The following is a 21,013-nucleotide window of genomic DNA, read 5'->3' as shown; positions in this document are numbered from 1 at the left end:
AAATGCGACTTGCTTAAATATTAGCCTGATAAATAACCGTCGAATATGCCGCGAACCTGACGAAACGTACAGAAGCGATTAACAAGAATCGGTAAAAGTTGTAACGCGTAGCACCCATTAACATACAAATCGCAGAAAATGGAACTGGCGTAACTGCTGCGACGATAATAAGAAACCCTCCATACCTGTTCAAGGTATTTTGATATCTTTTAATATATCGCTGAAAAATGTTTCTTACCGGGCCCAGATCCTTCAGCCGGGAGCCAATAAAATAACCCAACACACCGGCGGAATAAGAAATAAGGGCAAGCAAAGCTACATTAAGCACGTAGGTATCAAAAGCACCATTTTTTATCGACCAGATCATGAACAGCTCCGGAGGAATAATACCAAAAACTACTTCAGAAAAAATAAAGACGGTATAAACTATGAAGGGCCATCGCCCAATGTAGTCCATAAAGGCATCAAAGGCGGTATATTTCTGAAGCAGGATGTAGGCCACAACTATCACGGTGAGAGCAATAAGACCCTTCATCAGATTCTTCAAGAAAAATCTGGATCTATAGTTAAACAGGCTCATAAAAGCTTTATTGAATCGGGCATCTTTTGAAGGGTTTGCTTTCATCAAACAGTTTGCGATAGGTTATATGGGTTTTAACGATATCGCCCCCTACTTGTTCCACCACCCGGATCATCTTTGGGTTAAAATCTCCGATCCAGTTCATTTCCAGATCATCGTATCGTTGATAGTCCTTTTGTACCATTTGAGCGGTGGCCATCACCAATGCTCCTTCAAGACCTTTACCCTGATGCTCAGGTACAATACCAAATACAAGCCCGAGCATTTTATTACAGCTTTTCGTCCATTTATGATATAAAAACTTAAGTTTTCCCAGCAGATCAAGCTTCCCGTTAACGTGCTTGAATATCTGGTTTACTTCGGGAAGGTTAATATAAAAAGCTACCGGTTCATCTTTGTAGTAGCCATACCAGATAATTTTCTCATCAATGATAGGCTTCATTTGTTTAATCAGATTTTTAGCCATCAGTGAAGATAGTTCGGCTACACCCTTATGCCTGGCCCATGCTTTATTATATACTGTTCTGAAGTCCTCCGTATATTTGTCGATTTTGCTCAGCTCCATATGTCTGAAAGTATAGCCGGGTTCTTTCATCACCTTTTCTGCTTTCTCCATAAGTTTTGCAGAAAAAGGAGCTCTCACCTTACGGCCAAAGGTATACTGCTGAAAGTAATCCTGAAATCCATAAGCTTCAAATAATTCCCTGTAATACGGCAGGTTATAGTTACAGCAATAGTTGGGTTCTATATTATAACCGTCTACCAGCAGACCCCACCATTTATCGCGTTCGCCGAAATTAACCGGACCATCCATAGCTTCCATACCTTTACTTTCCAACCATGATCTGCCCTGATCGAAAAGCTTAAATGCCGCCTCTTTGTCGTTGATACACTCAAAAAAACCAATGCCTCCGGTAGGCTGATCGTTACCTTTATCAACTGTCTTTCTATTGACAAATGCGGCTATCCGGCCGATGATTTCACCTTTATCGTTTTCAAGTAACCAACGTACGCATTCCCCATGCCTGAAGGTTTTATTTTTTTCCGGATCAAATACACTATCTATATCCTTATCCAACGGCCTTATCCACTTGGGCTCGTTTTTATAAAGCTTTACAGGGAATTGGATAAATTTTTTAGCTAACAGTTTAGAGTTTACCTCAACAATCTTCATCATTTCGCAATAATAAGAGATTATTTCTCATTTTCGCGTTCTAACCATGCTTCTTTGCTGTTTGGAATCGTGATATCAAAAAACGTACCTTGCTTGGGCTTGCTTTCAACCCTTATTTTACCACCAAGTTTTTCTATGGCATTTTTCACTATATAGAGCCCGATACCGGAACCTTCCGAGTACTCAGTAGCACGATAAAACATCTCAAACACCTTTGGCAAGGTATTCTTCTCAATGCCTATTCCGTTATCCCTAAATTTGATATTTGCCGACTTATCAGTGATGTTAATATCAATTGCCACATAAGGATTGTCAATATCCGGATTTAGATATTTTATGGCATTGGAGATAAGGTTTCTGAATATTTCATTTATCCGCCATCTGTCACTATAAAAGGGTCTGGAAGAAACTCTGGTTTTTATATCAACCTTATGGGCATTCGGCAGATAACTGAGGTCCGTAAAGCAATTATCAATTATCTGTTTAAAGTTGATAGGGTCCACCATAATAGCCAACTTCAGGTTTTTGGAGTGACTCAATACATCATTGATAAAGAGATCCAATTGCTTGACACGGTTTTCTATAAGCCCGATATATTGAAGAAGGTCATCATCATTATCCTGGTGCTGGGCAAGGTTTACCAGCCCCAGAATAGAAGATAACGGAGCGCGAAGATCATGAGAAACCTTGTAAACAAAATTATCCAGCTCGTTATTCCTGACCTGAAGCTCATTCTCGGCTTTTGTCCTGGCTGTTATGTCTACGTAGATACCATAAATTCCGATGGTCTTATTGTCCAGTGTTACGGGCACTCCATAGATTATCACTGGTACGAGGCTGCCATTTTTATGAGTCCGGTGAGACTCCAGCATTCCTACTTTCCCACTTACAGTAAGTAAATTAATATCAATAGCCTCCTGATGAAGATCTTTTGGTACCAAAATGTTGTTAAGCTGATTACCTATTATATCATTGATAGAGTAGCCAAACATATCCTTGAACCCCTGATTCATCTGGATTACCCTATGCTTTTCATCAAGCAATACTATACCTAAAGGAGAGTTTTCAAATAATTGAGTAAACAGTTGCTCATTGCGCTGGATCAGCAGTTGAGCATTTTTCTTCTCATTGATATCTAGGTAGGTTCCGGAAGCCTTGGTGACTCTTCCTTTTTCATCTCTCTGCACTGCCCTTCCTTTGTCCAATATCCACCTATAGCTTCCACTTTTGGTTTTGAAACGGTATTCTGCTTCAAAATATTCAGTTTCTCCTTTAAGGTGCCCTGTCAATTTCTCCTTGACACAAGGCAGGTCTTCAGGGTGGATAAGTTTTCCCCAATCATCAAACTGAAGCTCTAACTCATGATGGTCATATCCGTATTTGGCTGCCCATGCTTTGTTAAAAATAGTTTTTTTATCTTTCAGGTCCCATTCCCAAAGGCCCAGTTCAGCGCCGCGAAGGGCCAGTTGCAATCGCTCTTCGGAAAGCTTATATCTTTTTTCTACTTCCTTTTTATCCGTAACATCCAAAAGTAATCCATAGCGGATAATACTACCATCTTTTTGCCTGGTTGGGCTTGATTTACCTTCAATCCACTTTTCTTTACCGTCCACGAGCACACGGCCTTCCCACTGCCACTCCCTGTTCTGCCTGTTGGAATCTCCGGATGTCATTAAAAAATCGTCCAGATCCTGCGGATGGACTAATTTATTTAGCAGACTTGCATCTTTCATGATCTCCTCAGGAGAAAAGCCGAACATCTCATTACACCCCTGACTAATATATTTAAACCTGGAACCACCGTCAGCCTGCTCTTCATATTCATAGATTACTCCGGGAAGCCCGAGAGTAAGCATTTGAAATTTAAGATGTGTATCGGTCAATATTTCTTCGGCCTGCTTCTGAAAAGTTATATCCGAAAGCACCATCACAACTTCCTCAACTTCTCCAAACTCATCCTTTATAGGAAAAACATGACCCTTCACGTACTTTCGTTGCCTTAAGCCAAGACGGCGTATAGAAGCAGTATCATAGGGATTATAAGCAATAGGTGGTATTTCCGTAGCCTCTCCTAAAAAGGCCTTTTGAATGAAGACTGTGAGGCCGAGCTCTTCAAGTTGTTCATCTTCAAAAATATTGTAGTATTTAATTACAACATCGCTCATACCTTTGGTCGCCCCCCAAAGGTTACTATAAGCTTTATTGAAATACTTTGGCGTACCATCAGGCCTGTAAATAGCAGTTGCAATCGGGGATTCCGCAATCAGCGGACGAAACTTACTTGGTCGCTCTGTAAGCTCTGTTTCCCTGAGTATAACCATACAACCGTTACCTTCCCACTCAGAAAGCCTGACCGGTGAGAAACTCGGCACCACATAGGTTGAAGATACATTACCCGAAATGGTGTAGCTTTTTTTGGCTACTGATGGTTTGGCAGCCATCGCCTTTAGGGCCAGCATCTTAAAATACTGATCACTAAAGACAGGGGCAACATGGCCCAGCTCTTTACTAACAGCTATTTCTCTTTTGATACCAAACAACTCATAACACCTTCTATTCCAAGCCACCACACTAAAGTTGCTATCGAATATAAAGATCGCTTCCGCATTCTCCTCTATGAAATCATTCAATATGAAGCGATCCGTACTTAATTCATTCATAATCATTGTAAAGACAACTGGTCAACTCCGCAAGTTAACGTTTTCCCGAGTAGATTCCATATGCTTGTAATAAAATTGCATATCTAAGGAGAATTTGTACGCGTTAAGACATCTCAACGCAACCATATTTTGTAAATTCAGGTTAAAATCACATCGCTGATATGAACTCCAAAAAAGTATCTTTCAAAAACGCAAAAGGACAGCAGCTTTCCGCTCGCCTAGAGCTGCCAGTGAGCGGAAAACCAGCAGCATACGCAATTTTTGCCCATTGTTTTACCTGCTCAAAAAATCTTTCTGCTGTTATAAACATAAGCAGAGCGCTCACTTCAAATAAAATTGCCGTTTTAAGGTTTGATTTCACTGGATTGGGTGAGAGCGAGGGCGAATTTTCCGAAACTAATTTTTCATCAAATGTTAGCGATTTGGTAGCTGCATCAGAATATTTGTCCTCCAACCATGCAGTACCCGGAATACTCATTGGTCATTCATTGGGGGGAGCGGCTGTACTGGCATCAGCTTCTTCCATTGCCAGCGTAAAAGCAGTTATTACCATAGGGGCACCAGCTGACCCACCACACGTAAAAAAACTATTTAAGGAAAGCCTGGAAGAAATAAAATCAAAAGGTGAAGCCACTGTTTCTATTGGCGGTAGGGATTTCAGAATAAAAGACCAGCTCTTGTATGACCTACAGGAAGCAGACCTGAAAAATAGCATAGGTAAACTAAAAAAAGCTTTACTGATTATGCACTCACCGCAAGACACTGTGGTAAGTATCGATAACGCGCAGAAAATATATGAAAGAGCCCGTCACCCGAAAAGCTTCATTACACTTGACGGCGCCGACCATTTGATATCCAGCAAGGAGGATTCTATCTACACCGGAAATGTAATTGCTACCTGGGCCACGAGATATATCGACATGGCCGTTGACGAACCTTTATCTACGGATAAGCAAGTGATATGTCAAACGGGGGATGATGGCTATATAACCCAAATTCAGGCAGGTGGCCATCCTCTTATAGCAGATGAGCCTACCTCCGTTGGTGGCAATAACCTTGGCCCGACTCCATATGACCTGCTGGTGTCCGCTCTGGGTGCCTGTACAGGAATGACCTTGCGTATGTATGCCGATCGCAAAAAATGGCCATTGGAAAAGGTACACGTTCACCTTCAGCACAGCAAAATCCATAAACAGGATTGTGATAATTGCGACAACGATGAGGCAAAGCTCGACCTGATTACAAGGGAAATTGAACTTAGTGGCGATCTTACAGATGAGCAAAAGGAAAGATTGCTTGAGATCGCAGATAAATGTCCTGTGCATAAGACCTTACATGTCGGTGTGCAGGTAAAATCTGTACTCGTGTGATAAAGACTGGTACTCAATTATATTTTTAAAATAAAAAACTTTTCTTGTCTAATGTCTGAACTAATAAAAAAACTTAAATACCAGCAAAACGCAAAAGCACTAATATTTGATCTTCCTGATGAGGTAATTATTGACATTCCTCACGATAGTCAAGTTACAGCAAGCGGGTATGAGTTTATAATTGTCTTCGTACGCAAGCAGGAGGATCTGGCATTCAGAATACCTCCCTCTCTGGCGGCAAGTGATTATAATTCGACTTTCTGGGTAGCCTACCCTAAAAAGAGCTCCTCTATAAAAACAGATATTAGCAGAGACAAGGGTTGGGATGTATTTACTACTATAGGGTACCGCCCTGTATCGCAGATAAGCATCAATGATACCTGGTCAGCCCTGAGATTTAAGCCTGCCGAAAAAGTAAAGGCAAGCCCACAGGCAAAAACACAAACTTTTGAAGCAGCAATACAGGGAGCACCTGATAACTCCGGCGGTGCGTGGGTACAAATACCATTTGATACTGAAGAAATTTTTGGCACGAAAGGACAGGTTAAAGTAAAAGCTACATTTGACGGACACCCCTACCAGGGCTCAATCGCCAATATGGGTAGTGGCCCCATACTTATCATTAAAAAAGAAATAAGAAAGGCAATAAATAAAAGTACAGGCGATAAAGTGTTGGTAACAGTAGAAGAAGACCGAACCGAACGTAAAATAGACCTGCCAGAAGAGTTAGAAAAACTCCTGTCTCACAACCCGGAAGCCAAAGTATTTTATAATAGTTTATCGCATACTAACAGAAAGGAATATGCACAGTGGATATCCTCAGCAAAACGCCAGGAAACCAAGGACAAAAGACTTGCGGAAACACTACATAGACTTAATAATGGTATCAAAAATCCATTCCTGAAATGACATATGCCCGTGAGTTAAGAGAGTATTTTAAGCCGCATGCTGACAAATCAAAGGCCTTTGCCATGAAGAAATATCTACGAGGAAACTTCGAGTTCTTTGGGATTCAGACACCGCTACGCAGAAACCTCGCACGACATTTCTTGAAAAGTCACGGACTTCCATCCATCTCAGAATTACATCAGATGGTTGTAGAGCTATGGACATTACCTGAGAGGGAACTGCAATTAACAGCTATGGATATATGTGAAAAATTGGCAAAAAAAGTGAGTGAAGATCACATTACAACTCTGGAATATATGCTTACCCATAAGCAATGGTGGGACACCGTGGACCTTACTGCTGCCAACCTTGCTGGTAAATATTTTAAACTTTACCCTGAAAACATCAGCTCTTTTATTCCCAAATGGCAACATACTGAGGACTTTTGGCTTAACAGATCCGCCATACTATTTCAATTGAAGTACAAAAGGGATACAGATACAGCCTTGTTGGCCGAAACTATCTTAAGCCATACCAGTTCCCGTGAATTCTTTATTCAAAAAGCTATTGGCTGGGCCTTACGAGAATACTCCAAGACCAATCCTGAATGGGTCAGAGCATTTATCCAAAACAACCGGCTGGCTAATCTTAGTGTGAGGGAGGGAAGTAAGCACCTGTAGCCAGACATCCCGGCTTTTTGTATATATCACTTCTTATCATACCATTATAAAAATACTTGTGCTTTACAGACTTATAGCCCTTCTCATGCAAGTAATCTTCAAAATTAAGTAATTGATTCCCCTCCAGTCCGGCCGTTACCCTAAAAAACAGATACATTAGTTTAATTAGCACCTTCTGCCACCACATATCTGTTCTCACAAAATCCGTTAACAACCACACACCGTTTTTGCCGATAAGCAAGGACACCTCCTGCACCACCTCACTAAGCCGGTCTGCCGGAAACACATCCAGAAAAAAGTTTGTAATCACCACATCAAAATCACCATCATTCGAAACAGCTTCGTGAGTGTCCTGAACAAAATCAACAACGATGGTTCTGAAGGGTAACTTCTTCTTAGCCCGTTTCATCATAGCTGATGATGGCTCGACATAGGTAATCTTTAATGATAGCCTGAGCTTATCCAATTCCTGAAGAATAAAGCCCGTTCCTCCTCCTAATATTAATACTTTACTTTCCTTCGTAATCGAGTATAATAAACTGGTTTGAGCCTTTTGTATTGACTTACCAAAAACAACTCTTGCGAGCGTATCATAAACGAATGCTACAGAATTAAAATTGGCCATCGCAAATAAACATCCTTAGCTATATCAGTATAGCGAAAAGTGGCATACAGAAAACCGCATCTCCCACCAGCCGATATAAAGAGACCCTGATATAAAACCTCCTAAAAAACACTACACTGCCCATTAAAGTAATCATGGGCAATAAAATCATTTCAAGCTCAAAAAAACGGCTTACGTTTAAAAGGATCAAACTTAACACAATCTGGAAAGTAACAACAACTTTAAGCAGGCCATGGGAGTGATCAACACCTAGTATCCGCACCAGAGAAGGGGAAAAGTCTCGTTCATCCGAATCAATTTCATAAACTGCAAAAGTAAGAAGGTTTGTAAATGCCAGCATGACAAATTGAACGAACACGATGGATACGTCCCGCACATCGAAACCTTGCGCGATACTTAATGCCGGGAGTAAAATCCCGACAGAGTAAAGGATAGCAATGGTAATTTCTTTATGATAAGACGACTTAAGTCTTAGTAAATATAGCATCAAGAAATAGCCCAGTACGAAACATGACAAGGCAACGCCCCACATTACAGTTTCTCCGGGTATTGTAAACACCAAGAAAGCCGCGGCCAACAGCATCAAAATGCAGATAACAGTCAGCCATTTAAAGTTCTTTTGATGAAAGCGGTGTCTTTCAGTACTGGCCATATGAGGAATATTTCGGGCGTCATTCAGATGGTCAAAGGTATAAATCAACCAGACGCATATCCCAAGAAGTAATGTTGTTGCCCAATGTAGATCCGTTTCAAAAAAGTCGGCGAGGAACATCGAGCAGATACAGGCCCCTGCAACTACGTCAAGACTGAGGATGTTAATGTACCTGTACAATTTTTGTAAGATGGTAAAATGAAAAGAGCGAATCAAAAAATGATCCGCTCCGCACTTATAAAATCTATAATGAATCCATATTAACCGAGCGCCTCTGCACCTGCTACAATCTCAAGGATCTCCTTGGTAATAGCCGCCTGACGTGTTCTGTTATACGTAAGTCTCAACTCCTTTAAAAGCTCCCCGGCATTATCTGTTGCCTGATCCATAGCCGTCATCCTTGCTCCATGCTCAGCAGCGTTACTGTCAAGGATTGCTTTATAAACCTGGACCTTCAACGATTTAGGAATCAGGTCCTTCACTATCTCATCTCTTGAGGGCTGATATATATAATCTACCTGAAACTTATCATCTTCACTCTTTTCCGGAGGGAGCACAGGTAAATATTGCTCTACCCTCATGATTTGAGTGGCAACGTTTTTAAATTCGTTATATACCAGATCTACCCTGTCGTACTTGCCTTCCACAAAGCGCTCCATAGCATATTCCGAAGCCTCTACACTCTTTTCGAAAGATACCGGAGAAAACATATCCCAGTAATCCGTAATTACATTATAATCTCGTTTAACGAAGTAATCACGGGCCTTTTTTCCGATAGCCAGTATAGTAACATTACCTTTATCAAACTGAGACTGATAATTCTCTTTAATATGTCTGTTAACAGCTTTAAATATATTACTGTTAAAAGCACCACATAATCCTTTGTCAGATGTTACCACCAGGATAAGCACTCTTTCAATGGCTCTCACCTCAGAAAACTGGCTTTCTTCATTATCACCTCCCTGAGAAGATAGATTTTGAAGCATGGCATTCAGCTTTTCAGCGTAAGGCCGCATCTGGGTAATATTATCCTGAGCCCTTCTCAACTTTGCCGCAGCCACCATTTTCATGGCTTTTGTGATCTGCTGAGTGGATGTAACAGACTGAATTCTTCCTTTTACCTCTTTTAAATTCGCCATTTTGTCGAATCAAGTTTTAACACCGTCAGATCAGTTTATGCTGACCTGACGATCTTGTATATTTTATTAGTGAGAGTATTCTTTTGCAAGGTCTTTAGCCACATTAGCCAAAGTATCGGTAGAGCTGTCTTCAAGCTTTCCTGCTCTAAGCGAGTCAAGTACATCCTTATGCTTATTTCGAAGCATATCCAGGAAGTTACGCTCAAATTCTCTTACTTTATCTACAGGCACATCATCAATCATACCCTTAGTTGATACATAAATGATAGCCACCTGCTCTTCTACAGATACCGGCGAATACTGAGCTTGTTTAAGAATCTCAAGGTTTCTTCTTCCTCTCTCGATTGTAAGCTTAGTAGCCGCATCAAGATCAGATCCGAATTTAGCAAATGCTTCAAGTTCACGAAACTGTGCCTGGTCAAGCTTTAAAGTACCTGCCACCTTTTTCATAGACTTAATCTGAGCATTACCACCTACTCTGGATACAGAAATACCCACGTTAATAGCAGGTCTGATACCTGAGTTGAAAAGATTTGTTTCAAGGAATATCTGACCATCAGTAATGGAAATTACGTTTGTCGGGATATAAGCTGAAACATCACCAGCCTGAGTTTCAATGATGGGAAGGGCTGTTAGTGAACCTCCTCCTTTTACTTTACCTTTAAGAGATTCAGGCAGATCGTTCATAGCCTGTGCAATGCCGTCATTTTGGCTGATTTTAGCAGCTCTTTCCAATAATCTTGAGTGAAGATAGAATACATCTCCAGGATAGGCCTCACGTCCAGGAGGTCTTCTTAGAAGAAGCGAAACCTCACGATATGCAACAGCCTGCTTTGACAAGTCATCATAAATTACAAGTGCAGGCCTACCAGTATCTCTGAAGAACTCACCTATAGCAGCACCTGTAAATGGAGCAAAGAATTGCATAGGAGCGGGATCAGCAGCAGAAGCAGAAACCACAACACTATAATCCATAGCACCAGCTTTTTCTAATGCAGAAACAACGCCCGCCACGGTTGAAGCCTTCTGACCTACAGCAACGTAGATACAGAATACAGGCTCACCTCTCTCATAAAACTCTTTTTGGTTAATAATGGTATCTATCGCTACAGCGGTCTTACCTGTTTGACGGTCACCAATGATCAACTCTCTTTGACCTCTTCCGATCGGAATCATTGAGTCAATAGCTTTGATACCCGTCTGCAAAGGTTCGTTTACCGGCTGCCTGTAGATTACTCCGGGAGCCTTTCTCTCCAAGGGCATCTCAAATGTCTCGCCTTCAATCGGCCCTTTACCGTCGATAGGGTTACCCAGTGTATCAACCACCCGGCCTACCATACCATCACCAACCTTGATAGATGCGATTCTTCCGGTCCTTTTAACAGTGTCCCCTTCTTTAATATCTTTATAATCTCCCAAGAGTACGGCACCCACATTATCCTCTTCAAGGTTTAGTACCAATGCTCTCAAGCCGTTTTCAAACTCCAGAAGTTCTCCTGATTGTGCCTTTGACAAACCATAGATACGGGCAACACCGTCACCTACTTCTAGTACCGTACCTACTTCTTCGAGCTCGGCTTCGGTTTTAGCACCGGAAAGTTGCTCTCTTAATATCGCTGAAACTTCGTCTGGTCTTACGTTAGCCATCTTTATTTTCTCTTAAATTAAAATTCTTTGATATATGGGTTTTGACTGAACTTAAGTTCAAGTGCTTTCAATTTACTCTTTAAGGAATCATCAATCTGACGATCACCTATTTTCAAAACATAGCCTCCGATGATGTCTTTATCTACAACTTCTGCCAGTTCCACAGTGTTTTTCGAAGATATTTTCTTTACGAGATCTTCAAATTGAGTACGCAACTCCGGAGACAATGGCACCGCAGTAGTTACTCTGGCCACCTCTATTTTCTTTAATAAATTATACTGGCTATGAAACTCCCTGGCTATGGAAGGTAGTATCCCTTCTCTGTTCTTCCTTGTAATGATATCGAAAATAGCCATAGTAAGATCATTCACCTTGCCTTTGAAAACCTTCTCCAAAATAGACCTTTTCTTATCATGCTTAATAATAGGATTCTTAAGCATTAGGGTAAACTCACGGTTCTCCTTACAAAGCTCATGAAAAGACAGCATGTCTTTATGTACTTCTTCCAATACACCCCTTTCATCTGCTAATTCAAGCAATGATTTGGCGTATCTTGATGCTGCTCTGAATTCTGACATTTTAGTTCAGCTTAACGTCGTTAATAAAATCTGAAATAAGCTCCTTTTGAGCACCTTCTTCATCAAGCTTTCTCTTCAGAAGCTTCTCTGCCACCTGCAATGAAAGTTCAGCCACGAGTGTTCTTACTTCAGCCATTGCCGCCTGCTTTTCAACCTCTATTGCCGCCCTTGCGTCAGCTATCATTTTATCAGTTTGCCTGGTTGCATCATTTTTTGCTTCTTCTCTAATACCATTGGCGACTGCTCTTGCATCCTGTAAGATCGTATCCCTCTGCTGTCTGGCTTCATCCAAAAGTTTCTCGTTATCTGCTTTAAGATGAGCCATTTCCTCTTTAGCTCTTTCAGCAGAGTCAAGAGCATCCTGAATAGATTCTTCCCTGATTTTCAAAGACTGAATGATGGGCTTCCAGGCAAATTTTGCCAATAAGAAAAGAAGAATCAGAAAAATGAACGCTTGCATAAAGAACAAGCCTGGCGAAAAGTCGTTGAGCAACTGATCCATTTTATATATTTTAGTTTTTTGTTTATTCTATTTTTTTAAGAAACACACCTTGCGCCTATCGCAACAAGGTGTGTTTGCAAGTCTTCTGCATTATTGACCCAAGATCAAAGCACCAAATGCCAGACCTTCTAATAACGCACCAATAATAATCATGGCAGTTTGAATTTTACCGGCTGCCTCAGGCTGACGAGCAATACCTTCCATTGCTTTACCACCTATCTGGCCAAGTCCAATTCCACCACCGATTACGATTAATCCTGCTCCAATTAAATTGTACATGTGAATTGATTTATATAATTAAACAAAAATTCTCTTTTAGTGATGGTCATGCTCTTCAACTGCCATACCAATGAACAACGCCGACAGCATTGTAAATATATATGCCTGAAGAAAGGCCACCAATACTTCTATAATTGTGATAAACAACGCCAACGCCAATGACATCCCTGTTGCTGCTACCGGCCCAAACGTTGCCTTCATGGTAATTGTCAACGCAATAAGACTCATCACAACAAAGTGTCCTGCGGTAATATTCGCAAACAAACGAATCAGTAGGGCAAATGGCTTGGTCAGCATACCTAATACCTCAATAGGCATAAGGATAATCTTCATAGGTACCGGAACTCCGGGCATCCAGAAGATATGCTTCCAATAATCTTTTTTACCACTAAACTGTACTATTATAAATGTAAACAATGCAAGACAAACAGTTACAGCTATATTCCCTGTAACGTTGAAACCAAGTGGCGTAAGCCCCATAAGGTTCAATATCCATATATAAAAGAAAGCCGTAAGAAGGAAAGGCATATATCTTTCATAATACTTCTCTCCAATATTTGGCCTTGCCATCTCATCCCTCACATAAATAACCAGAGGTTCAAGTACTCTTCCAACCCCGGTGGGTATCGATCTTTTGCTATAGCTTTTCGCCAAAGAACCAAAAAGATAGATTAAAAGAAATCCTGCAAATAGCATTCCTACTACATTCTTTGTAATAGAAAGGTCTAAAGGCCTTGCATTAGTCGGGTGATGCTCTTCATCAAAAGAAAGCTCACCTTCCGCATTGGTTTTATATATCTTACCATGATAAACCGTGTAATAATTGCCGTTTGATTCGGCAACAGTTGTGCCATGGTGAAACTTTGATGACATAAATACGTGTAAACCATCATCCCAAAGAATTACGGGAAGAGGAAAACCTATATGAGTGCCTGACTCACCCAATGTAAATAGGGTAAAATCATGAGAATCTTGTAAGTGGTGCTTTATATAAGCATTTATTTCCTCCTGAGTGTCTACGGCACCGCCGTGGCTCTGTTCTCCTTCGCTGCTTGCAGATGCAAAAGCCAGGTTAGAGAAAAATAACAATGTCAGTATTGATAAAAGGCTTGTAATTTTTTTGGACATCACCATACTTAAAACGAATCCGTTATAAATTTGGGTGCAAAGCTAAGCAATTCTGGATAAGATCAACCTTTTTTTGTAATTGTTTTTTCTGAAATTTCGGGGTTTCCAACGTTTACGCTTGTTGGGAATTCATCAGACGTCCGCAATAGATTGCTTCAAAAATCAAAAACATAAACATAGGAACCACGACAGATAATCTTTCGGTCATATTCAACTCGTTTGGTCCAAAGATGGCCGATTTAAATACTAGTACAAAAACACCTATTTTGATAAATACAGAAGCAAGGTAGGCATAGCCTACCTGGGAAGGCAGCCTTGTATACAGAAGTTCCACAGAAAGGCAAATAATAAAGCATGCTATAAAATGAAAGATATACATACCGGATATGGAAAAAGTTACCACCTCGCCAATATAATCCAATGTATACATATGAGATACATACAGAATAACAGAAATCATTATTACGAATAGGGTGAATGAAAGTAGCCTCTTAATCATTTAAATATTAACTATCAGAGTTGGATTTGATAACCTGGCGTATTACCATAACAGTAGAAAGGAGTACGGCTATCAATGTAATTACTTTTGTATAAAGCTCGGATGTGTTCCCGGTTTTTGTATCAATGTATGAGCCCAGCAGGCTTCCCAGATATATAGTTACAGCCATTTGAATGGCCAAACCTGAGTATTTGATAAAGCCATTATACTGCTTTGGCTCCCTCTGGTTTGAAGGTTTTGGCTGTTCCATTCTCCCCTATTTTTATTTCCTTCACTGACACTCCCATTTTACAGCCTCCATTAAATGTAGCACCTGATTCCACAATAAGCTTTGCCGTTATGATATCACCGTGAATTACCGCGGTAGGCTTGAGTATTAGAATATCTGTTATTTCTATATTACCTTTCAACTCTCCTTCAACTTCGGCATTCTGAGCAAGTATATTGCCTTCAACATGTGATGATTGCCCGAGAGCTACTTTAGATTTAGTTTTTATGTTACCAACTACCTTGCCTTCAATCCTGATATTACCAAAAGTTTCTATATTACCTTGGAGTACAGTGCCCTTACCTATTATATTGCTGGAATTGCTTATTTGCTCTGCAACCTTATGACTTTCTTTTGAGTTAAACATGGTCTTTACATTTAAAAAGTTACAAATTCTTCAGGGTTAACCGAGTTTCCATTATTCCACAATTCGAAGTGTAAGTGAGGGCCATCTGTTAAATCGCCAGTATTACCAATTATTGAAATAATTTCCCCAGCATTTACAAAACTACCAACTTTTTTTAATAGTTCAGCATTATGCTTATAAACTGAGATCAGATTCCCACGATGCTGAATAGCAATGACATAGCCCGAATCCTGAGTCCATGATGACATGATCACTGTTCCGTCAGCTACGCTCTTTACAGGCTCATTTTTCTTCGCCACAACATCAACACCAAAGTGGCCTTCTTTCACATTATACGGAGCAGAAACAAATCCTGAAATTGGCGAGAAGAAGAACATTTCCTGTAGGTCACTATAAGCACCACCTGCATTAAGATTAAGCAGTGAAAGATCGGTTTGCTCAAACTCCTGCCGAAACTGAGAATCAATAGGAGATAGTTTACTTACATCCGCAAGCGCCTGCCCACTGGCGACTTCCTGATCAGAATTACCCGGAGATTCATAGTCTTTATAAACCCTGGAGGTATCTCCACTTAAAACTCTCTGAAAATTCCTGATAAACCGATCTTTTTCATCTACTTCCTGAGCTAAAGAATCTACCTTGAGTGTTAACTCATATAGATTTTTATTAGCTTCAATCTGCGCATGTCTCGGATCAAACCACTGCGCCAGCAAGGTCTTAACCAGCAGAAGGCTGAGCGCCATCAAAACTATAAATACGGTCACGGTTAGAAGTATTACCTTTGCATAGGTAAAACTGAAGGTTGATTTTTCAGCAAAGTTCTCCTCGTTTCTTATGATAAGCAGGTAGCGGTTAACCAACCAACTCGAAAGTGTCTTTCTTGCCTTCAATTTGCTGCGGATTAAATTTTGGGGAACAAAAATAGATATTATAAACGATTATTGTATTAATTAACTTAATTTTTACGTTTTGTTCAGGAATACTCATTATTAATATTTTCTAATATAAATTACCAGAAAAAAATAATGATCTTTATTGCAAATTTTTAATTAAGTGGACGTTCATTATTGAAGTTTAACGAATAAAGAATACATTGTTACGTTTAAGATACCATTTTTTTTACATATCTATTATTACCGCCGGCCTGCTGGCTTCTTGCTCCGCCGAGCGTAAAAACATTCTTAGCAAAACCTATCACAATACTACCGCAAGGTATAATGCATACTTCTATGCCAAAGAGAACATTAGGGAAATAGAGAAGGTTCTTGATGACAGTTACGACAATGACTATAATGATATTCTAAATATCTACCCCGAAATAGACTCCGTTTTAGCAAAAACATACGAAGACAAAGTAGAGGAGTGTATCAAAAAAGCTTCTATAGCTATTCAAAGACACAAAAACAGTAAATGGGTTGATGATAGTTACATTTTAATAGGCCTTGCACGATTTTATAGTACTGATTATGTAAATGCAATAGAAACATTTAAGTATGTAAATACCAAAAGTGAAGACCCTGACGCAAGGCATCGTGCTCTTGTACACCTGCTCCGAACTTTCACGGATTATAAGGAGTACAATAATGCCACCTCCGTTTCTGACTACCTGAAAAAAGAAAAGGTGAATAAAAACAACCAGAAGTTTCTATATATCAACCGGGCACACTACTATCAGATTCAGGAAGACTACGACAATATGGTGCAAAACCTGGTAAAGGCGGCTCCCATTTTAAAGAAAAAGGATGGCAAAGGGAGGATTTACTTCATCATAGGCCAGGTTTACCAAATGCTTGGTTTTGATGCTGAGGCTTTTAACTATTACAAAAGATGCATAGCCAGCAACCCTGAGTATGAGCTTGATTTCCATGCTCGTTTATACATGGCTCAGGTTACAGAATTGGGAAAATCAAGTGACCTGAAAAGTGCCCGAAAGCTTTTTAAAAAGCTGTTGAAAGACAAAAAGAATAAGGAGTTCAAAGATAAAATTTACTATGAGATGGCTGCATTTGAAATGCGCCAAAACAACCTTGAAGATGCCGTTAAATACCTTAAAGAGTCCGTGAAGGCCAGTACGAACAATAACCGGCAAAAAGGACAATCTTATCTGAAATTAGGTGAAATCCATTACGATAGTTTAAGAAAATATGAACTGGCAAAGGCTTATTATGATAGTACCATTACAGTGCTTCCTAAAGACTACGAGAACTATGAACTAATTAAGGAGAGGCAGGAAGTATTATCCGATTTTGTCAAACAGTTAAACACAATACATCTTCAGGATAGTCTCCTTGCCTTGTCTGAGATGGATTCGCTAAGTATACGCAAGCAAATTGATGAATATATAGCTGCAGAAGAGGAACGCAAAAAGCAAGAGGAGGAAAAAGAAAGAAAACGCATAAGACGAAATACCTTTAATCAGCTGCAGGACAATACAGGATTTAGTTCTACCAGCTGGTATTTCGACAATCCCTCGGCCATAGCGATGGGTCAAACAGAATTTAAAAGAATTTGGGGGGACCGGCAACTGGAAGATAACTGGCGAAGGTCAAATAAAGAAGCTGAACAGGATTATGAGGAAGTGGCAAAGGATAACACAAACACTTCTCCCGATACCGAAGATATAGAGGTAGGAGAGGAAGACCCGGAAACAGTGCTTACGGCACAGGCAGAGAAAATGTATAATCAGATACCTTTCTCAGCAGAAGCTAAAGAGAGAGCTCTCACTGAAATCGAAGAAGCATATTATAACCTAGGAAATATCTATTATTTCAATCTTCATGAAGAGCCAAATGCAGCTACCTCCTTTGAGACTTTACTTCGAAGGTTCCCTGAAACAAAGCATGAGCCAGAAGTGCTTTACCACCTCTACCTGATTAATAAAAGTTTGGGCCGAGATACGGAAAGATATAAAAACAGGTTATTGTCGCAGTATCCTAATACTACATATGCCAAGCTTCTGGCTAATCCGAATTATACTGAGGAAAGCACAGCCGCCAATGAACAGCTAAAAAAAGCGTATAAAAAAGCCTATGAATTGTTTGGCAGCGAACAGTATACGCAAGCATTAGATGTTATAAACCAGGCAATGAATGACCATCAGGAGACGGTTTTTACACCTCGCCTCAAGTTGCTTAAGATCCTCATAACAGGGAAAACGGAAGATGTTAACCTGTATCAGTACCAACTTACCGAATTTATAAAAGAGCACCCCGATAGTGAAATCACCCCATATGCCAAAGAACTATTGACTGCTTCTGAAAACTTTCTAAAAAAGCAGAGACGACTTTTAGGAACTGAATTTGTAAAGTACTTTGATCAGGAGCACTATTTAGTAGTGGTATATGATGCCGGCAAAGGCCTTACAGATAGAATTTACCCGCTCATTGAAGCTTATAACAACTCCGAATTTGATGAACAGAACCTAAAAACCAGCAACCTTATACTGGATGAAAACCGGTCAATCACAATGATTACATCTTTTGGAGGTCAGCAGGAGGCTCTACAGTACTTTAGAAAATTTGTGAGTGAAGATGTAATTTCAGAGAAAACTCAGAACTCAAAAATTTATAAATTTGTAATCACCAAAGATAATTTCAACATCTTTTATCAAAGTAAAGATTTAGAAGCCTACTTAAGGTTTTTTGATAAGAATTATAAAAATGGACTTTAAAGAAACTCTCAATAAAAAAAGTAAGGGCTATAGAATTTCAGTTATCGCCCTGCGTGTATTCTTAGTTTGTATTATATTATTGTTCCCAATTTATATCTGGTCGGTGAGTACTGATCTTTTTGGTCTGTACGGAGGTATGCCTAGTTTAAAAGCACTTGAAAATCCCGAAAATGACCTTTCATCCGAACTCATCTCATCAGATGGTGTATCTCTGGGAAGGTATTTCAGATTTAACCGAAGCCAGATTTCATATGATGACCTTTCACCTGACCTCATAAACACATTATTACTTTCTGAAGATCATCGTTTCTATGACCATTCCGGAATGGATTTCATTGCTTATTTACGAGTAATAAAGGGAATACTTACGTTTAACTATGCCGGTGGGGGAAGTACGATTACACAACAACTTGCCAAAAATCTTTACACTCAGGATGAAGAACTCGAAGGTACAATAGCCTCATGGGGCAGGTATCCCAAACGTATTGTTGAAAAAACCAAAGAATGGATCATCTCGGTTTATCTTGAGCGTAATTTTACCAAGGAAGAAATTATTGCCATGTATCTTAACACCGCGGAATTTGGCAGCAACTCTTACGGAATAAAAACAGCCGCAGAAACCTTCTTTAATAAGAGCCCTGCAGAATTAAATATACAAGAGTCAGCGGTACTTGTCGGCCTGCTTCAAGCCGTAACTCGCTTTAACCCCGTAAGAAACCCGGAAAATTCCCTTAGTAAAAGAAATGAGGTGCTATACAAGGTGCATAAACATGGGTATGTAATTGACACTCAAGAAGAATATGATTCTATAAGTGCACTTCCCATAGAGTTGGATTATGATGTAGCCAACCAAAACAAGGGGTTAGCGACATACTTCCGAACAGTTATAAGGAGAGATCTCATGGATTGGTGCGAAGAAAATGGTTATGACCTTTGGGAAGATGGTTTGAAGATTTACACTACCATAGATAGCCGTATGCAGGAGTATGCCGAGCTGGCTGTTAAAGAGCACATGGCCAATCTTCAAAAAGTTTTTGATGAGCATTGGAAGGGAAGGAATCCATGGATAGATGATAGAGGCAGAGAAATTCCAGATTTTCTTGAAGACAGGTTCAAAAGAACCGAACACTACAGAGCGTTAGTAAGAAAATATGGCACAGGTTCCGATTCAATAAAAATAATGATGAATAAGCCCAAGCAAATGAGTGTATTTACCTGGGGGGGAGAAAAGGATACCTTACTCAGCCCACTCGATTCAGTAGCTTATTATAAAAAATTCTTACAGGCAGGGCTAATGTCGATGGATCCACATACCGGTCATATTAAAGCATGGGTCGGAGGTGTAGATCACAAATTCTTTAAGTATGACCATGTAAAACAAGGTAAAAGACAGCCAGGATCCACCTTCAAGCCTTTTGTATACGGAGCTGCCATAGAACACGGCTATCCTCCATGCTACAAAGTACGTGATGTCATGGTTACATTCCAGGTACCCGGTGACCCTCCAACATGGTCACCACCTAACTCAGATGGCACGTATGGTACGGGTGAGGAAATGACTATCCGACAGGGTATGGCCAGATCTGTCAATACTATTACCGCATATCTCATGAAGGAGATCAAACCTGAGAATGTGGTTGATTTTGCCAAAAGGGTCGGTGTTGAAAGCCCGTTGGATGCTGTTCCTGCATTATGTCTGGGTGTAAGTGATGTTTCCATTTATGAAATGGTTGGAGCGTATAGCACATTTGCCAACTTAGGCATATACACTAAGCCCTATTACATTACACGAATAGAAGATAAAAATGGCAATGTCATAGAAAACTTCGTCCCCAAAACGCGGCAAGCCATTAGCCAGCAAACGGCTTACAAAATGCTCTATATGCTCAAAGGTGGTGTGGAAGAAAGAGGGGGCACATCTGTAGGTATAGATATGGAACTTAGGATCAATAATGAAGTAGGTGGTAAAACAGGGACTACCAACAATGCCTCAGACGGCTGGTATATGGGTGTGACCAAGGATCTCGTAACTGGTGTATGGGTTGGTGGAGATGAACGAAGTATACATTTCAGAAACTGGTACTTAGGGCAAGGAGCCAAAACCGCCCGTCCTATATGGGAAAAGTACATGTTACAAGTATATAACGACAAGGAGTTGGGTTACGGAAAAGGTTCTTTCCAAAGACCCGTAGGGGGCGTAGATGTAAGTCTTGATTGTAGCAGATATGGCACCACTTCAGATTCAGATAGTACTGAAGTTGAAGATAACCCTGTCTGGAATGAAGGTGATTTTCGCTAAATATTAGT

Annotated in this window: 20 protein-coding genes; 5 read left to right on the top strand and 15 right to left on the bottom strand. The window is 40.2% G+C overall.

Going from position 1 to position 21,013, the window contains the following annotated elements:
- Positions 1–13 precede the first annotated feature (13 nt).
- Genes LVD17_RS10550 through LVD17_RS10540 form a run of 3 tightly spaced genes read right to left on the bottom strand, consistent with a single transcriptional unit; the run spans position 14 to position 4,414 of the window.
- The gene (locus tag LVD17_RS10550) at positions 14–535 is read right to left on the bottom strand and encodes a YqaA family protein (RefSeq protein WP_233766620.1); all 522 of its coding nucleotides are present in this window, start codon (positions 533–535) and stop codon (positions 14–16) included.
- A gap of 52 nt (positions 536–587) precedes the next feature.
- Complete coding sequence (locus LVD17_RS10545; protein ID WP_233767948.1) at positions 588–1,754, bottom strand: hypothetical protein; 1,167 nt, start codon at positions 1,752–1,754, stop codon at positions 588–590.
- Between the two features lie 20 nt (positions 1,755–1,774).
- Entirely contained in the window at positions 1,775–4,414 is a 2,640-nt protein-coding gene (locus tag LVD17_RS10540; RefSeq protein WP_233766619.1) for a PAS domain S-box protein, read from the bottom strand.
- A gap of 161 nt (positions 4,415–4,575) precedes the next feature.
- Between LVD17_RS10540 and LVD17_RS10535 the strand changes: the two genes are divergently transcribed.
- Genes LVD17_RS10535 through LVD17_RS10525 form a run of 3 tightly spaced genes read left to right on the top strand, consistent with a single transcriptional unit; the run spans position 4,576 to position 7,352 of the window.
- The gene (locus LVD17_RS10535) at positions 4,576–5,784 is read left to right on the top strand and encodes a bifunctional alpha/beta hydrolase/OsmC family protein (protein WP_233766617.1); all 1,209 of its coding nucleotides are present in this window, start codon (positions 4,576–4,578) and stop codon (positions 5,782–5,784) included.
- 51 nt (positions 5,785–5,835) lie between these two features.
- The gene (locus LVD17_RS10530) at positions 5,836–6,693 is read left to right on the top strand and encodes a YdeI/OmpD-associated family protein (RefSeq protein ID WP_233766615.1); all 858 of its coding nucleotides are present in this window, start codon (positions 5,836–5,838) and stop codon (positions 6,691–6,693) included.
- Positions 6,690–7,352 carry a DNA alkylation repair protein gene (locus tag LVD17_RS10525; RefSeq protein ID WP_233766613.1) on the top strand — a complete coding sequence of 221 codons (663 nt, stop codon included), beginning with the start codon at positions 6,690–6,692 and terminating at the stop codon, positions 7,350–7,352. The genes LVD17_RS10530 and LVD17_RS10525 overlap by 4 nt, the downstream gene beginning before the upstream one ends.
- On the opposite strand, the gene LVD17_RS10520 is transcribed toward LVD17_RS10525, so the two are convergent.
- From LVD17_RS10520 to LVD17_RS10465, 12 genes are all read right to left on the bottom strand, one after another.
- Positions 7,321–7,977: a class I SAM-dependent methyltransferase gene (locus tag LVD17_RS10520; RefSeq protein ID WP_233766611.1), complete on the bottom strand. Its 657-nt coding sequence runs from the start codon at positions 7,975–7,977 to the stop codon at positions 7,321–7,323. The genes LVD17_RS10525 and LVD17_RS10520 overlap by 32 nt on opposite strands.
- A 19-nt stretch (positions 7,978–7,996) precedes the next feature.
- Entirely contained in the window at positions 7,997–8,809 is an 813-nt protein-coding gene (locus LVD17_RS10515) for a hypothetical protein (protein ID WP_233766609.1), read from the bottom strand.
- A gap of 80 nt (positions 8,810–8,889) precedes the next feature.
- A complete protein-coding gene (atpG, locus tag LVD17_RS10510) occupies positions 8,890–9,768 on the bottom strand; it encodes an ATP synthase F1 subunit gamma (RefSeq protein ID WP_233766607.1) in 879 nt (292 codons plus the stop codon).
- Between the two features lie 66 nt (positions 9,769–9,834).
- Positions 9,835–11,415: a F0F1 ATP synthase subunit alpha gene (atpA, locus tag LVD17_RS10505; RefSeq protein WP_233766606.1), complete on the bottom strand. Its 1,581-nt coding sequence runs from the start codon at positions 11,413–11,415 to the stop codon at positions 9,835–9,837.
- Between the two features lie 17 nt (positions 11,416–11,432).
- Entirely contained in the window at positions 11,433–11,993 is a 561-nt protein-coding gene (gene atpH, locus LVD17_RS10500; protein ID WP_233766604.1) for an ATP synthase F1 subunit delta, read from the bottom strand.
- Between the two features lies 1 nt (position 11,994).
- Positions 11,995–12,495: a F0F1 ATP synthase subunit B gene (locus tag LVD17_RS10495; RefSeq protein ID WP_233766602.1), complete on the bottom strand. Its 501-nt coding sequence runs from the start codon at positions 12,493–12,495 to the stop codon at positions 11,995–11,997.
- A gap of 90 nt (positions 12,496–12,585) precedes the next feature.
- Complete coding sequence (gene atpE / locus LVD17_RS10490; protein WP_155171773.1) at positions 12,586–12,774, bottom strand: ATP synthase F0 subunit C; 189 nt, start codon at positions 12,772–12,774, stop codon at positions 12,586–12,588.
- A gap of 36 nt (positions 12,775–12,810) precedes the next feature.
- On the bottom strand, positions 12,811–13,902 hold the full coding sequence (atpB, locus tag LVD17_RS10485) for a F0F1 ATP synthase subunit A (RefSeq protein WP_233766601.1): 1,092 nt from the start codon (positions 13,900–13,902) through the stop codon (positions 12,811–12,813).
- Positions 13,903–14,014: 112 nt separating this feature from the next.
- Positions 14,015–14,401 carry a DUF6168 family protein gene (locus LVD17_RS10480; protein ID WP_255702579.1) on the bottom strand — a complete coding sequence of 129 codons (387 nt, stop codon included), beginning with the start codon at positions 14,399–14,401 and terminating at the stop codon, positions 14,015–14,017.
- 7 nt (positions 14,402–14,408) lie between these two features.
- Entirely contained in the window at positions 14,409–14,651 is a 243-nt protein-coding gene (locus LVD17_RS10475; RefSeq protein WP_233766598.1) for an AtpZ/AtpI family protein, read from the bottom strand.
- Positions 14,605–15,036, bottom strand: coding sequence for a bactofilin family protein (locus LVD17_RS10470; protein ID WP_233766595.1), 432 nt, complete (start codon positions 15,034–15,036; stop codon positions 14,605–14,607). The genes LVD17_RS10475 and LVD17_RS10470 overlap by 47 nt, the downstream gene beginning before the upstream one ends.
- A gap of 11 nt (positions 15,037–15,047) precedes the next feature.
- A complete protein-coding gene (locus tag LVD17_RS10465) occupies positions 15,048–15,926 on the bottom strand; it encodes a M23 family metallopeptidase (protein ID WP_233766593.1) in 879 nt (292 codons plus the stop codon).
- A 203-nt stretch (positions 15,927–16,129) separates the two neighbouring features.
- Between LVD17_RS10465 and porW the strand changes: the two genes are divergently transcribed.
- A complete protein-coding gene (porW, locus tag LVD17_RS10460; RefSeq protein ID WP_233766591.1) occupies positions 16,130–18,706 on the top strand; it encodes a type IX secretion system periplasmic lipoprotein PorW/SprE in 2,577 nt (858 codons plus the stop codon).
- Positions 18,696–21,005 carry a penicillin-binding protein 1A gene (locus LVD17_RS10455; protein ID WP_233766589.1) on the top strand — a complete coding sequence of 770 codons (2,310 nt, stop codon included), beginning with the start codon at positions 18,696–18,698 and terminating at the stop codon, positions 21,003–21,005. The genes porW and LVD17_RS10455 overlap by 11 nt, the downstream gene beginning before the upstream one ends.
- Positions 21,006–21,013: the final 8 nt, after the last annotated feature.

It is taken from the genome of Fulvivirga ulvae (assembly GCF_021389975.1).
Taxonomy (GTDB): Bacteria; Bacteroidota; Bacteroidia; order Cytophagales; family Cyclobacteriaceae; genus Fulvivirga; species Fulvivirga ulvae.
This window is presented reverse-complemented; position numbering and strand designations above follow the sequence as displayed.